The organism is Proteocatella sp. QWL-06, from assembly GCF_058684135.1.
On sequence record NZ_CM178755.1, the window covers coordinates 113,058 to 127,535 of the forward strand.

The following is a 14,478-nucleotide window of genomic DNA, read 5'->3' on the forward strand; positions in this document are numbered from 1 at the left end:
ACTTATAATATGGATAGATTCGATAATAATGCACATTCAGTATTTTCCTTATACTATCATCTGGTTATGGTTACTAAATACCGTAGAAAAGTGTTTGATTCAAATATTTCAGACAGAGCTAAGAACATATTTGAATACATTTGTCCAAAGTATAATATTACACTGCTGGAATGGAACCACGATATGGATCATGTCCATATACTCTTCAAAGCACATCCAAACAGTGAAATCAGCAAATTCATAAATGCATATAAAAGCGCAAGCAGCCGACTTATTAAGAAAGAATTTCCATGCATAAGAGAAAAATTATGGAAAGAAGCATTCTGGTCTCAGAGTTTTTTTCTTATCACCACAGGAGAGTCTTCTGTAGATATAATCAGAGATTACATCGAGACGCAGGGTGAAAAAGTGAGGTGAACATTATGCTGAAAGCATACAAGTACAGAATATATCCAGATGCAGAGCAGATGCAGTTCTTTGCAAAATGCTTTGGATGTGTGCGCTTTGTCTACAACCGGATGCTTTCAGACAGGATAGAGCACTACAATCTCACGGGAAAAAGCCTGAATAACACTCCTGCCCAGTACAAATCAGAATTCACCTGGCTAAAGGAGGTTGACAGCCTGGCTCTCGCCAATGCTCAGATGAATCTCAATACAGCATACAGAAACTTCTTCAGAGACAAGTCCAATGGATTTCCAAAATTCAAAAGCAAAAAAAACAATAATTTCAGCTATACCACCAACAACCAGAAAGGAACGGTATATGTTGAAAACGGATACATAAAACTCCCAAAACTGAAGTCACCTGTAAAGATCAGGCAGCACAGAAGCTTTGAAGGAGTAATAAAGTCATGCACAATTTCAAAAGCCCCATCCGGTAAGTATCACATATCCATTCTGGTTGAAACTGAAATACAGAAACTCCCAGCATCGGACATGCGAGTCGGCATAGATGTCGGGATCAAAGATTTTGCCGTACTTTCAAATGGAGAGGCATACAAAAATCCGAAACATCTCAGGAAATCCGAGAAGAGACTTGCCAAACTTCAAAGAGACCTTTCAAGAAAGCAGATAGGAAGCAGCAATCGCAACAAGGCAAGAATCAAGGTAGCGAAGCTCCATGAGAAAATAGCCAACCAGCGAATGGACTTTCTTCACAAAAAGAGTACAGAGATAATACGCAAAAACCAAGCAATAGTTATCGAAGACCTGAAAGTGAAGAATCTCATGAAAAACCATAATCTTGCGAAGTCCATTGCCGAGGTTTCGTGGAGCAGGTTCAGGGAAATGCTGGATTACAAGTCCAGGTGGTATGGCAGGGAGCTCATAATTGCCCCACCGGACTACCCTAGTTCGCAGCTTTGCTCTGACTGCGGTAACAGGTCGAGTCAGACAAAGGACCTGGCCTGCAGAGTATATATCTGTCCAGAGTGCGGTCTTGAGATAGACAGAGATTACAATGCAAGTCTGAACTTGCTGAAGCTGACAATGTAAATACAAGATACAGTGTCAGTCGGGGAGGGTACCGCCCTTAGAGCCTGGAGAATCTTGCTTCATCAGAAGCATTGACCAGGAAGCCCCCACTTCTTAAGTGGTGGGTAGTTCACTAATTGTCTGTCTATATGCCTGAATGTATTATGCTTAGAACCTCATGAAGCTCTTTCACTCCGATCTGACCTGGCGCTGAAGCTTTTTTGGCAGCTCCGAATGTAAGCGCCGATCCAAATACTTCGCCGGAAAGCCTGCTTATAAGCCCGCTTCCTGCCATGGACATGGTGATTATAGGTCTGTCTGCATGCTGTGAGTGCATTTCCTCTGTAGCTGAAAGAAGGGTAAGCACATCCTTTTTGCTCTGAGGCATCACGGCTATCTTTGGGATGTCCGCTTCGAGGTCCTGCATCTTGATGAGCCTTGAGATGATCTCTTCCTTAGGTGGCGTCTTGAAGAAATCGTGATTTGAAGCTACTACCTTTACGCCATGCTCATGGGCTTTTTCTATTATCTTTCTTACGATCTCATCGCCAGTGAAGGCCTCTACGTCCACAAGATCTGTATTTCCGCTTGCAGCAGCAGTTATATTGAGCTCTGCGTATGATTCGGGAGAGATTTCTTTTTCTCCGCCTTCTTTTTTAGTCCTGAAGGTGAAGAGCAGCGGCATGTCGCCGAGGGCTTCTCTAACCTGTGAAAGCGTCTGCATGAGAGTATCCATTTCGAATACGTCCTCATACCAGTCTACTCTCCACTCAGCTATATCGGCCGGGATGGATCTGAGACTCATAGCCTGCTCCAGGATATCATTTTTTGTTACTGCGACTATCGGAACGCATATCTTTGGGATTCCGCTGCCGAGCTCTATATTTCTTACTTTTACGGTCTTCATTTTTTTCTCCTTATATAAACGGTCTTAGCTTGCCTTTACTTTGCCTTTTCTGTACTGGCTGTTAACGAATACAGCCAGAAGTATGCCTATGAAAGTGATTCCTATATTCAAGAGTATAACATGCAATGGGCCCTCTGCGCCTCCATTTTTTGTCAGGATTCCTGCGATGTTGAGGATTATATAGTTGGCAAGGCTCGAGGCTATCATTATTATTGAAGTGATCTTGCCCTTGTTTGCAGGGAACATATCGTTCGCGGCTGCGGTTGCCATCTGGAGCACTCCTCCCGCTGCTGAGAATCCGATCACGAATCCGCCAAGAAGGCATATGAAAGGGGTTCTCACTATATAAACGATAATCAGCATGGTCATTGCTATTGCAGGATAAAGCACAAGGAATTTCAGCGGCTGCACCTTCTTCTTCATAAGAAAGGCAGTGAGAAGCACGGCGATTATCGTACCTGTAGAATAGTAAGACTGGATCCTGCTTGGATCAGCCATTCCAACAAGCTTTCCAAATTCCTGGTTGCAGTTTAGCCACAGCTGGAAGGTAGAGGTACATGTAAAACCGATAGATATTAGTGCAATTGCAGCCGGAGTGAACTTCATCTTCTGCGATGCGGCATTTTCTCCGGATTTCACGTTGCTGTTCATTGGAGGCACCGGCATGAAAGCGATAAGTATTCCGTCAATTATTATAAGTGCAGCCATAAGGAAGAAGATGGACTTGAATGAGAGCTCATTTGCCGCAACAAAGCCGATCATAGTCGGAAGCAGAAGCTGTCCAAGCGACACGGCAAGCTTTGTGAATATGGTCGCAAGCCCGCTTGATTCAACGAGGATCTCAAGGCATGCAGGGATTACTCCTGTGTCAAGGAATGAGTTTGCAGCTCCGCCCATGATTGCGAAGGCATAGGCCACGTACATGTTCGGTGAGAACACGATTCCTACGAAATATACAGCGTAGCACAGCACTCCGATCAGTGCGGAGGTCTTTCTTCCGAACCTGTCTGATATCGGTCCGGCAAATGGAAGCGTGATAAGTCTTCCGAGTCCGAGCGCGGCTATAACGATAAGCACGTTTCCTACGTCAAATGATCCGTCTGCGAGCTTTGCCGCTCCCCACTGACCTGCAAAATTCTGTTTGTACTGACCTAAAATCGATACCCCTATTCCGTGAATGAAAAAGCTTATATACATGACAAGGGCTGTCGGGTAATACTTCTTGTAGTTAATAGTCTCCATCTTATCCTCCAATTGTTTTTTAGTATTTTACGCCTTTTTTAGTATTTTATGCCTAAGGTTTCCTTCATATATTCAATCGGCATCGGCTTTCCTGTCCACAGCTCAAATGCAGCAGAGCCCTGAAAAAGCATCATTCCGAATCCGTTCATGCATTTGCAGCCGATCTGCTTTGCCATCTTGAGGAGCGCTGTCTCGGCAGGTGAGTACACTACATCTGCAACTATCAGGTCAGGTCTCAGATATGAAGCATCTGGAATATAGGTCTTTCCTTCGAGGGGCTTCATGCCCATGCCTGTAGCGTTCACAAACAGGCAGCTGTCAGCTATTTCTGCCTTGAGTATTTCAAGGTCATCAAGGTCGAAGAGCTCAGCCCTGCAGTCAGTTTTTTCATTTATGACATCTACATTTCTCTGAGCTCTTTCCCAGAATTCATCTTTTCTGTTGAATACTGATATCTGGGCTACTCCATCAAGCGCGGCCTGTATCTCGATTGCTGTTGCTGCTCCTCCTGCGCCCACGATGGTCATCTTCTTTCCTATAACATCGATAGCGTTGTCTCTCAGTGCAGCCATAAAGCCTGTTCCGTCAGTTATGTGCCCTGTAAGGACTCCATCGTCGTTTACAATGGTATTTACAGCTCCGGTAAGCTCTGCAGCCGGAGACAGATGATCAAGATATTTGTGAACTACGGTCTTGTTGGGCATCGATACATTTGAGCCTCTCATCTTCAGTGCTCTTATCGATCTTATCGCATCCTCAAGATTGTCATTGTCAACCTCGAATGCAAGATATGCATAGTCAAAGCCCATCTTTGCGAATGCCTCGTTCTGCATCGCCGGGGAACTTGAGTGTCTTATCGGGTATGCCATGAGCCCTATGAGCTCTGTATGTCCTGTTATTCTTTCTGCCATTTTTTTAACCTCTCTCAGTTTTATAGTAATTAAGTTTCGTTATTAATTTGACAATTCCTGCATTGTTATTATATGATATATAAAACATAACTTCCAATATAACTTGTGAACGATATTGATAGCCTGGAGCTATCTTTCTGAAAGGAGAATATATGAATCTGAATCAGCTTTACTATTTTCAGATGGTTGCTGAGCTTCAGCACTATCATCAGGCGGCCGCAGAGCTGAACATATCGCAGCCGAGCCTGAGCCGCTCGATGGCAAACCTCGAGGAGGAGCTGGGACTATTTCTTTTTGAAAAACAGGGAAGGAACATAGTGCTCACAAAATATGGCAGGATTTTTGCCGAGCATGTGAACAAGATAATAGATGAACTTGAAAATACAAAAAAGAGGATGGAAAATCTTGCAAGCAGCAGCGATGGACACATAGACATCGCATATGTGTCGCCGCTGGCAAAGCATTATATCCCGTTTTCGGCCAGGAGATTTCTGGATATCGAGGAGAACCGGAATGTGACATTCTCATTCTCTCAGGATTATACGGCAAAGATGATAGAGGGCCTCAAGGCTGACAGGTTTGACGTGGTATTTGGTTCCTATTCTGAGGGAGAGAGCGATCTCAGCTTCGTTCCCATAATAAGGCAGGAGCTCGTAGCCATAGTTCCACATGACCATGAGCTTGCAGGCCTGGATGAGATAGAAGCGAGGCAGATCGAGAATTACAGCCTTATAGCATATGAAAGGTATTCCGGTCTTGGCAAATTCACGAGAAAGCTTTTCAAAGAGCTTGAGATAAATCCGGAGATTATATGCGAATCCTCGGATGAAGGTTCCATAGTAGCGCTTGTCGAAGCGGGATTTGGGGTCGCCATAGTAGCGAGGGTATCGGAGGTAGAGAGGGCAAACGTAAAGATACTTCCACTTAAGGACGTTGGAATGCATCATGATGTCTACATGATATATCACAAATACAGGTATCTTGCTCCGGCTGTACAGAACTTCATAAACTTCATAAAGAAGCAGGCCGCATCAACGCTGAAATAGACTTGCTCCCTGAATATCAATAGCAAAAAGCTATCAATAAAGCATAAAATATACATTAGATTTATCTTTGCGGCTGTAATATAATTAGACATATCGTTATTTTATATACAATTTCTGCAAATATATATGTTATTTTTATGTTAGAGATTTATGGAGGAAAGAATGAAAAGTGACTACAGGAATTTATTGAGCCCACTGACAGTCAGGAACATGACTCTGAAAAACAGGGTTGCAATGACACCGATGGGAACCAACTATGCAGAGCAGAATGGAGAGATGAGCTTCCTGCATATCAATTACTATGAGCAGAGGGCGAAAGGCGGCACGGGTCTTATAATAGTTGAAAATACCTGTGTTGATTTTCCGCTTGGATATAACGGGACCACTCAGCTGAGAATCGACTCAGACAACTTCATGCCAAGGCTGTTCAAGCTCTGCGAAAACGTGCACAGGCACGGAGCCGCAATTGCGATACAGCTAAATCATGCGGGAGCTTCGGCAGTGGCATCTAGGATAAATGCTCAGCCGGTGTCGGCTTCTGACGTGCCTACAAAGGACGGAGGCGACATACCGAGGCCGCTTATGAGAGAAGAGATCGAGGCAATCGCCAGAAAGTACGGCGAGGCGGCAAGGAGAGCCCAGATAGCGGGATTTGACGCTGTTGAGATACATGCAGGCCATTCATATCTTATCAGTCAGTTTCTTTCACCTATAACCAACAAGAGAACTGATGAATTCGGAGGCAGCCCTGAGAACCGTGCCCGTTTTGCGGCAATGGTGATCGAAGAGGTCAGAAAGGCTGTCGGACCTTCTTTTCCTATTATAGTAAGAATAAGTGCCGATGAGTTCGCAGAGGGCGGAAACACGCTTCAGGATTCTATCGAGTATCTCAGATTCTTTGAGAAGGATGTAGACATGTTTGACGTTTCCGCAGGCCTCAACTCATCCATTCAGTACCAGATAGATGCAAATCACCTTGCTGACGGATGGAGAGCATATCTTTCGAGAGCTATAAAAGAAGAGTTTGGCAAGCCGGTATTCGTAATGGGGAATATAAGAGATCCGAAGGTTGCCGAGGACATACTGGCAAGAGGCGATGCAGACATGATAGGCATAGGAAGGGGACTGATAGCAGACCCTGAATATGTAAACAAGGTAATATCAGGACGAGAAGACGAGATAAGAAAATGCATATCCTGTAACATTGGATGCGCAGGAAACAGAATCGGAGTAAACCGCCCTATCAGGTGTACTGTGAATCCATGTGTTAATGAGACGGAAGATTACAGAGAGGTAGAGCTTCTCAGACCGTGCAACGTAGTAGTAACAGGGGGAGGAACTGCGGGGCTTGAAGCCGCATGCACGGCCGCAGAGGCAGGCTGCACGGCATTCCTTATAGAAAAGAATAGCCAGACCGGAGGGCTTGCCGCTGAAATCTCGAAGATTCCGGACAAGAACAGGCTCGGGGATTTTCCACAGTATCTGAGAAACCGTGCCTCAAAGCTAAGGAATCTTTTCATACTGAATGACACAGAGGCGGATGCAGCGCTCGTCAGAAAGCTGAATCCGGACATAATAGTCAATGCAACAGGATCTGTTCCACTGCTTCCTCCTGTGAAGGGGCTCCGCGAGAACATAAGCATAGAGGGGACGAAGGTATATTCGATACTGGATATGATAGAGAACCTGAGCAGCTATCCGGAGGACCTTTCTGGAAAGAAGGTAGTTGTAATAGGAGGCGGAGCAGTAGGGCTGGACGTAGTGGAGTTTTTTGCTCCGAGAAATGCGGATGTATCAATAGTGGAGATGCAGCCTGTCATAGGAAGAGACATAGATCCGGTATCAAAGAGCGATATAAATGCTCTTATGAAGAGATACGGAGTAAGAAAGATGCCGGATACCGCGCTTCTTGAAGTAAGACCGGGAGAATTCATCGTAAGGAACTCAGGCGAAGAAAAGACTCTGGAATTCGACTATGGATTTGTGTGCCTGGGCATGAGAGCCAACAATCCGGTGCTTGAAGAACTCAGAGCGGAATTTGAAAATGATGATGTCGAGATAATAAGCATAGGAGACAGCGTAAGGGCAAGAAGGATCATCGAAGGAGTTTCAGAGGGAAGAAACATAATAAATGTCCTCAGAAACAGGAAATTCATTAAATAGATAGGAAACATATGATAATAATTGAAATATACAGCAAAAAACGTTTGCAAATATTCGATTTTTATTATATTATATTAAGTAACACTAAAAATCGCACTCGCTCAGCAGGTGCGTTTTTTATTCACTTTAAAAATTAATTGTGTAAAAAATACAATACGGAAGGGGATGAAACATGTCCAAAGAAAAAATTGAATTTCTTTATCTGTCAGAGCCTGACATGATAGAGGCGGGCGTTCTCGATATGAAGGAATGCATAAATGTCATGGAGGAGGTTTTCACTCTGATGAGTGACAATGACTACCTCATGGGAGGACCAAAGGGAAGCTCTCACGGGATGAAGCTATGGTATCCAAAAGAAAAAAGGGGAAGAAACATGCCGGTAGCTGGCGATGACAGAAGAGCCATGACGATGATAGCCTATGTCGGGGGAGAATATGATGTATGTGGAAATAAATGGTATGGGTCAAATGTGGCGAACAGGGAGAGGGGACTTCCCAGATCGATACACAGCATAACGCTCAATGATCCTGAAACAGGAGCTCCGCTTGCGATGTGCTCCGGAAATCTCGTAAGTGCGATGAGAACAGGTGCAGTGCCAGGGCTTGCAACAAGGTATCTGAAGTCGGACTCTGCATCAGTCGTAGGAATAATAGGTGCAGGAGTCATAAACCGCGCCGCACTGATAGCAATATGCGAATCACTTGGAAACGTAGAGCTTGTAAAGATATATAACAGAACTGCCTCAAAAGCGGAGGCGCTCTGCAGAGAACTTTCAGAAGAAACAGGAATCAGGATGACCGCTGTGTCTTCAGCAGAAGAGGCTATAAGGGAGAGCGATGTTATAAGCGTAGCGACCTCAGGCGGAACGCCGGTTATAATAGAGGATGGCTGGATAAAAAAAGGGGCACTCATACATCTTGTTGGTACAGCATCGCTGAGCGAGGATATGTACATAAACAGCAGAGTGGTAGTAGACAACTGGAATATGCACCTTGACTGGATTGATGATGGCATGAGGCATCCGGACGGGATAGAAAGCCTTATGGCTTCGGCGCCTGCTGCCCCTCTGATGAAGCTTTATCTTGAAAAAAAGAAGGATAATGCCGATATAGTGAGCCTCGGAGACATAATAACCAGACGTGCTGCAGGCAGGCAGCGCAGCGAAGAGACAATAATATTTATAGCAGGAGGAATCCCGGCCGAGGATGTGGCATGGGCACACACCGTGTACAGCCGCGCGCTCGAAAAGGGCATAGGGCAGAAACTGCTCCTGTGGGAAAAACCTCACTGGGCATAATTAACATAAAATTTACATTACATTAACTGATCCATTACATAGCAGACTCTCATAAGGGCTATAATGAAAATAGCGGCCTGAAAATCAAATGGGAGGAAATATGTCAATGGATCTTTTAATACATGTACCGAGAATTCCCCCTCCTCTAAACTACCTTGCTCGTATTAACGAGAGTGAAGGCGGTGGGATGAATCGGTTTATGAGTGTTTATAATACTTTTGCAAGGGTATAATATAATCAGTCGTAATAGGAAAGGATACTTATAATATGGATAGATTCGATAATAATGCACATTCAGTATTTTCCTTATACTATCATCTGGTTATGGTTACTAAATACCGTAGAAAAGTGTTTGATTCAAATATTTCAGACAGAGCTAAGAACATATTTGAATACATTTGTCCAAAGTATAATATTACACTGCTGGAATGGAACCACGATATGGATCATGTCCATATACTCTTCAAAGCACATCCAAACAGTGAAATCAGCAAATTCATAAATGCATATAAAAGCGCAAGCAGCCGACTTATTAAGAAAGAATTTCCATGCATAAGAGAAAAATTATGGAAAGAAGCATTCTGGTCTCAGAGTTTTTTTCTTATCACCACAGGAGAGTCTTCTGTAGATATAATCAGAGATTACATCGAGACGCAGGGTGAAAAAGTGAGGTGAACATTATGCTGAAAGCATACAAGTACAGAATATATCCAGATGCAGAGCAGATGCAGTTCTTTGCAAAATGCTTTGGATGTGTGCGCTTTGTCTACAACCGGATGCTTTCAGACAGGATAGAGCACTACAATCTCACGGGAAAAAGCCTGAATAACACTCCTGCCCAGTACAAATCAGAATTCACCTGGCTAAAGGAGGTTGACAGCCTGGCTCTCGCCAATGCTCAGATGAATCTCAATACAGCATACAGAAACTTCTTCAGAGACAAGTCCAATGGATTTCCAAAATTCAAAAGCAAAAAAAACAATAATTTCAGCTATACCACCAACAACCAGAAAGGAACGGTATATGTTGAAAACGGATACATAAAACTCCCAAAACTGAAGTCACCTGTAAAGATCAGGCAGCACAGAAGCTTTGAAGGAGTAATAAAGTCATGCACAATTTCAAAAGCCCCATCCGGTAAGTATCACATATCCATTCTGGTTGAAACTGAAATACAGAAACTCCCAGCATCGGACATGCGAGTCGGCATAGATGTCGGGATCAAAGATTTTGCCGTACTTTCAAATGGAGAGGCATACAAAAATCCGAAACATCTCAGGAAATCCGAGAAGAGACTTGCCAAACTTCAAAGAGACCTTTCAAGAAAGCAGATAGGAAGCAGCAATCGCAACAAGGCAAGAATCAAGGTAGCGAAGCTCCATGAGAAAATAGCCAACCAGCGAATGGACTTTCTTCACAAAAAGAGTACAGAGATAATACGCAAAAACCAAGCAATAGTTATCGAAGACCTGAAAGTGAAGAATCTCATGAAAAACCATAATCTTGCGAAGTCCATTGCCGAGGTTTCGTGGAGCAGGTTCAGGGAAATGCTGGATTACAAGTCCAGGTGGTATGGCAGGGAGCTCATAATTGCCCCACCGGACTACCCTAGTTCGCAGCTTTGCTCTGACTGCGGTAACAGGTCGAGTCAGACAAAGGACCTGGCCTGCAGAGTATATATCTGTCCAGAGTGCGGTCTTGAGATAGACAGAGATTACAATGCAAGTCTGAACTTGCTGAAGCTGACAATGTAAATACAAGATACAGTGTCAGTCGGGGAGGGTACCGCCCTTAGAGCCTGGAGAATCTTGCTTCATCAGAAGCATTGACCAGGAAGCCCCCACTTCTTAAGTGGTGGGTAGTTCACGGCATATAACGATGTATATGGATTCGAAAACGGAGACCGTGTAATCGTAATGCTTGCAGAGATACTAAAGGATGTATTTTCAAAAAATGAGTTCACTGGCCATATCGGAGGAGACGACTTCATAGCTATAAGCGAAAAGAAGGATTTCAGGGAGAAGTGCGCAAGGGTCATAGCCGAGTTCGATGGCAGGGTAAAGCAGTTCTACCGCGAGGAGGACTACGAAAAGGGATATATACTGTCAAGGAACCGAAGGGGCATAGAAGAGTGTTTTCCGCTCACTTCACTTTCAGTGGCATGCCTTGGCAGCAGACAGTATTCTTCTATATACGATCTGAGCGAAAATGCCAGCCGGCTCAAGAAGGAATGCAAGCTGCTCGAAGGAAGCAACTGTATATGCGAAAAAGATTGTGATATTGGAGATAAACAAGTATAATGGATAAATAATTATAATATATTGGATTAATTTGAAGGATCAGAGTGACAAACAGTATGGAGACAAGAATCGACAGGGACAGTCGAAATGATTTGATAACAGGCCTTAGATATGAAAACAGCAGTCTCAGAGACACCTGTGACCGCTACAGGCTTCTGATTGAGGGGCTGCAGGAAAGCATATGGGAGTGGGACGTTGAGAAAGGAATGTACACCTTTTACACAAAAAAGAGTGGGTACAGGGATCTCAACGTGATTGAAGGCGCCTGGGACTATGAGCTCTGGAACAGCAGAGTGCATCCTCATGACCAGGGACAATTCAGACGATATCTGGATGATTTTGTAAAGAGCAGCAGGAAATATTTTGAAAACACCTTCAGGGTAAGAAGCGAAAGCGGAGAATACAGGTGGGTGAGAGCGAGAGGGGCTGCAAAGCATGACAGCGAAGGCAGGGTTGCGCTTATCGCGGGCTCAGTTCTGGATATAACAGACAGCATCGAAATGGAGCAAAAGCTAATAAGGCTCGCATACTATGACAAGCTTACCGGGCTACCGAACAAGGAGAAGATAAAGGGAGATTTCGGTGACATAACCAGCCGAAATACAGTAGAAGGAAGCATCGCATTCATTCATATAAACATCGACAATCTAAGCTATATAAACAATACCTTCGGTTATTCTGCAGGAGATCAGATGATAAAGCGGTTCTCGGGATTCCTTTCGGAGTATTTTGAAGATACGCATCTTCTTTCAAAGATAAATGCAGATGAATTCCTGATAATCTACAGAGATTTTGAGTCAGTCGAAGACCTTGAGGCAGGCATGGAGAGATTTTTTGCGGCCGTCAGAAGCGAAAAGCTCCTGACGCACAGTGAGATAAGGACCTCTATAAGCGCGGGGATTGCAATACACGGAGTCCATGGAGAGAGCTTTTTTGACCTGCTCAAATGCTCGGATGTAGCTCTATATTACTGCAAGAACAACGGCAAAGATCAGTTCAGGATATATGACTCAAGTACCGGAGAAAAGCTCTATACCACAATAGATCTCATAAATCAGATAAGGATCGGACTCGAAAGAAGCGAGTTTCAGATGCATTATCAGCCGATTGTCAGCTCAAGGACGGGCAGGCTCGTTGGCATAGAAGCGCTCGCAAGGTGGTATCACTCAAAGCGGGGAATGATATCGCCCGGAGAGTTTATAGTCGCTGCTGAGAATTCGGGACAGATGAAGGCTCTTGAGAGGTGGATAATAGATGATGTATTCAGGCAGGTAGAGGCATGGATTGGCATGGGAGAGCTGGATATGTTCGTATCGGTGAACCTTTCGGCAAGAGGCCTCATGGAGGACGACCTGATATCATATCTTGAGCTTATGCTCGAAAAGCACAGGGTAAAGCCGGATAAGATAGAGTTCGAGGTTACGGAGACCGCACTCATGAACAATCTGACTCAGTCAATGGCCATGCTGTACAAGCTAAAGGAGATGGGATTCAAGCTTTCCCTCGATGATTTCGGGACCGGATATTCTTCACTTAACTATCTGAAGAACATACCAATAGACAAGGTAAAGCTCGACCGCAGCTTTGTCGTGAATATAGACAGGAATACCAAGGATCAGCTTCTGGTGAAGTCGATAATAGAGCTTTCACACAGGATGGAGCTTGAAGTCGTGGGAGAAGGCGTGGAGACGCATTTTCAGAACACGCTCCTGGGTACCTTCGGATGCGACTATATACAGGGTTACTTCCATGGAAAACCGCAGGACAGGAATGGCATAAATACCTGGATAAAGGATAATAATAAGAAGACATAGAGCGATAATATAAAGACACTGAAGAAGCATAATATGCTGAATCAGTGTCTTTTGCTTTATTACTGGCTGAGAAGCTTTTTGTATGTCCTGTCTATGCCAATCGCCCCGACAGGTGCGCTGATTATGATCGCAAGCACGGCAACCGTAAGGATGGTATTTCCTGCACCTACTCCGGCTGACAGTGGCACAGCTCCTATAGCAGCCTGTACGGTGGCTTTTGGGATATATGCGATGGAGCAGAACAGGCGCTCTTTGAGGCTCAGGCTCGTCCCTGCAAGGCTCAGGCTTACTCCGATTATTCTCAGGGAGAGTGCTGCAAGTATCAGGAGCACGGAGCTTATTCCGGCGCCGGCGAGGTAAGATATATCCACCTGAGCGCCCACGAGCACGAACAGGAGTATCTCAGCTCCCACCCATATCTTGGAGAACTTGCCCATGAGTCTTTTTGCCAGTATCTCATAACTCCTTAGTATGCTGCAGCCAAGCGACATTACTGCAAGCAGGCCGGATACAGGAAAAAATGGATTCAGGAAATCCTCTATTGAGACGAACATGAAGGCTATGCTGAGGATTATGAGCACTTTGACTGTATCTCTCATGTGTATCCTCTTGAATATGCTCACCAGAATGATGCCGGTAACTGCCCCCATGATTACTCCTGAGAGTATGGAAGCAGGAACGGATACAAGTGTTGATGCGCTGAAGCCTTCTCCATGATACATCCCCAGAAAAGCTGTGAATAGAACTATTACATAGATATCATCGACAGAGGCCCCGGCCATTATTATCTGAGGAATCCGGGATTTTTTGCCATAGCCTGTTTCCATGAGATGGATCATGCGTGGGACTATGACTGCCGGAGACACTGCCGCAAGCACGCATCCCATTATGGCTGCCTCTATATAGGACACGCCAAGGAGTAAGGGAGCTAAATATGTCACCGCTGCTATCTCAAAGGTTGCAGGAACAAAGCACATGAGCAGCGCCGGACGTCCTGCCTTTCTGAGGTCGCTGATATCTATGGAAAGCCCTGCCCTTACGAGGATGACGATAAGGGCGATCTCGCGCAGGTCGGCAGAGATGCCCAGAATTTCCGGTGAAATAAGGTCAAGCATGTGAGGCCCGAGCAGCACGCCTGTGAATATCATTCCTATGAGTCCGGGTATTTTTATACGGTTAAGTATGCCGCTCAGCGAGAAGCCGATTATAAGTATTAGTGAGAGTGAAAACAGCATGGGAGTCTCCTTTTAATTAAACAATGGTATCATATTATCGGATTTTCTGCAATATGTATGAATATATCCGAAGGTGGGTATAATCTAC

12 protein-coding genes and 1 pseudogene are annotated in these 14,478 nt (G+C 44.6%); 9 read left to right on the forward strand and 4 right to left on the reverse strand.

From position 1 onward, the window contains the following. Positions 1 to 9: 9 nt before the first annotated feature. Together tnpA (AC4PGZ_RS00565) and tnpB (AC4PGZ_RS00570) are read left to right on the forward strand one after the other, a co-directional pair. A complete protein-coding gene (gene tnpA / locus AC4PGZ_RS00565; protein ID WP_492158253.1) occupies positions 10 to 417 on the forward strand; it encodes an IS200/IS605 family transposase in 408 nt (135 codons plus the stop codon). Between the two features lie 5 nt (positions 418 to 422). Continuing rightward, entirely contained in the window at positions 423 to 1,496 is a 1,074-nt protein-coding gene (gene tnpB / locus AC4PGZ_RS00570) for an IS200/IS605 family element RNA-guided endonuclease TnpB (RefSeq protein ID WP_492159148.1), read from the forward strand. A 124-nt stretch (positions 1,497 to 1,620) separates the two neighbouring features. Here the strand turns inward: tnpB (AC4PGZ_RS00570) and aroD are convergent, their stop codons facing one another. The 3 genes from aroD to AC4PGZ_RS00585 are packed head-to-tail and all read right to left on the reverse strand — an operon-like array spanning position 1,621 to position 4,535. Next, the gene (gene aroD / locus AC4PGZ_RS00575) at positions 1,621 to 2,382 is read right to left on the reverse strand and encodes a type I 3-dehydroquinate dehydratase (protein ID WP_492159149.1); all 762 of its coding nucleotides are present in this window, start codon (positions 2,380 to 2,382) and stop codon (positions 1,621 to 1,623) included. Positions 2,383 to 2,406: 24 nt separating this feature from the next. Beyond that, a complete protein-coding gene (locus AC4PGZ_RS00580) occupies positions 2,407 to 3,624 on the reverse strand; it encodes an MFS transporter (RefSeq protein WP_492159150.1) in 1,218 nt (405 codons plus the stop codon). Positions 3,625 to 3,662: 38 nt separating this feature from the next. After that, positions 3,663 to 4,535, reverse strand: a complete 873-nt coding sequence (locus AC4PGZ_RS00585) for a shikimate dehydrogenase (protein ID WP_492159152.1) — start codon at positions 4,533 to 4,535, stop codon at positions 3,663 to 3,665. Positions 4,536 to 4,687: 152 nt separating this feature from the next. On the opposite strand from AC4PGZ_RS00585, the gene AC4PGZ_RS00590 reads away from it, so the two are divergent. The 7 genes and pseudogenes from AC4PGZ_RS00590 (at position 4,688) to AC4PGZ_RS00620 (ending at position 13,155) form a co-directional block, all read left to right on the forward strand. After that, on the forward strand, positions 4,688 to 5,581 hold the full coding sequence (locus AC4PGZ_RS00590) for a LysR family transcriptional regulator (protein WP_492159154.1): 894 nt from the start codon (positions 4,688 to 4,690) through the stop codon (positions 5,579 to 5,581). Between the two features lie 162 nt (positions 5,582 to 5,743). Beyond that, a complete protein-coding gene (locus AC4PGZ_RS00595; RefSeq protein WP_492159155.1) occupies positions 5,744 to 7,744 on the forward strand; it encodes an oxidoreductase in 2,001 nt (666 codons plus the stop codon). A gap of 172 nt (positions 7,745 to 7,916) precedes the next feature. Next, positions 7,917 to 9,041 carry a tyramine oxidase subunit B gene (locus AC4PGZ_RS00600; protein WP_492159156.1) on the forward strand — a complete coding sequence of 375 codons (1,125 nt, stop codon included), beginning with the start codon at positions 7,917 to 7,919 and terminating at the stop codon, positions 9,039 to 9,041. Positions 9,042 to 9,308: 267 nt separating this feature from the next. After that, positions 9,309 to 9,716, forward strand: a complete 408-nt coding sequence (tnpA, locus tag AC4PGZ_RS00605; protein ID WP_492158253.1) for an IS200/IS605 family transposase — start codon at positions 9,309 to 9,311, stop codon at positions 9,714 to 9,716. Positions 9,717 to 9,721: 5 nt separating this feature from the next. Next, positions 9,722 to 10,795: an IS200/IS605 family element RNA-guided endonuclease TnpB gene (gene tnpB / locus AC4PGZ_RS00610; protein ID WP_492159148.1), complete on the forward strand. Its 1,074-nt coding sequence runs from the start codon at positions 9,722 to 9,724 to the stop codon at positions 10,793 to 10,795. Between the two features lie 120 nt (positions 10,796 to 10,915). Beyond that, positions 10,916 to 11,341 (forward strand): annotated as a pseudogene (locus AC4PGZ_RS00615) (GGDEF domain-containing protein); the annotation flags it as partial. Positions 11,342 to 11,385: 44 nt separating this feature from the next. Continuing rightward, on the forward strand, positions 11,386 to 13,155 hold the full coding sequence (locus AC4PGZ_RS00620; RefSeq protein ID WP_492159157.1) for a putative bifunctional diguanylate cyclase/phosphodiesterase: 1,770 nt from the start codon (positions 11,386 to 11,388) through the stop codon (positions 13,153 to 13,155). Positions 13,156 to 13,214: 59 nt separating this feature from the next. On the opposite strand, the gene AC4PGZ_RS00625 is transcribed toward AC4PGZ_RS00620, so the two are convergent. Beyond that, positions 13,215 to 14,390, reverse strand: coding sequence for a cation:proton antiporter (locus tag AC4PGZ_RS00625; RefSeq protein WP_492159158.1), 1,176 nt, complete (start codon positions 14,388 to 14,390; stop codon positions 13,215 to 13,217). Positions 14,391 to 14,478 lie beyond the last annotated feature (88 nt).

Bases quoted from the DNA above. Each gene is read 5' to 3' on its own strand.
- tnpA (WP_492158253.1), top strand. From the start codon at position 10: ATGGATAGATTCGATAATAATGCACATTCAGTATTTTCCTTATACTAT.
- tnpB (WP_492159148.1), top strand. From the start codon at position 423: ATGCTGAAAGCATACAAGTACAGAATATATCCAGATGCAGAGCAGATG.
- aroD (WP_492159149.1), bottom strand. From the start codon at position 2,382: ATGAAGACCGTAAAAGTAAGAAATATAGAGCTCGGCAGCGGAATCCCA.
- AC4PGZ_RS00580 (WP_492159150.1), bottom strand. From the start codon at position 3,624: ATGGAGACTATTAACTACAAGAAGTATTACCCGACAGCCCTTGTCATG.
- AC4PGZ_RS00585 (WP_492159152.1), bottom strand. From the start codon at position 4,535: ATGGCAGAAAGAATAACAGGACATACAGAGCTCATAGGGCTCATGGCA.
- AC4PGZ_RS00590 (WP_492159154.1), top strand. From the start codon at position 4,688: ATGAATCTGAATCAGCTTTACTATTTTCAGATGGTTGCTGAGCTTCAG.
- AC4PGZ_RS00595 (WP_492159155.1), top strand. From the start codon at position 5,744: ATGAAAAGTGACTACAGGAATTTATTGAGCCCACTGACAGTCAGGAAC.
- AC4PGZ_RS00600 (WP_492159156.1), top strand. From the start codon at position 7,917: ATGTCCAAAGAAAAAATTGAATTTCTTTATCTGTCAGAGCCTGACATG.
- tnpA (WP_492158253.1), top strand. From the start codon at position 9,309: ATGGATAGATTCGATAATAATGCACATTCAGTATTTTCCTTATACTAT.
- tnpB (WP_492159148.1), top strand. From the start codon at position 9,722: ATGCTGAAAGCATACAAGTACAGAATATATCCAGATGCAGAGCAGATG.
- AC4PGZ_RS00625 (WP_492159158.1), bottom strand. From the start codon at position 14,390: ATGCTGTTTTCACTCTCACTAATACTTATAATCGGCTTCTCGCTGAGC.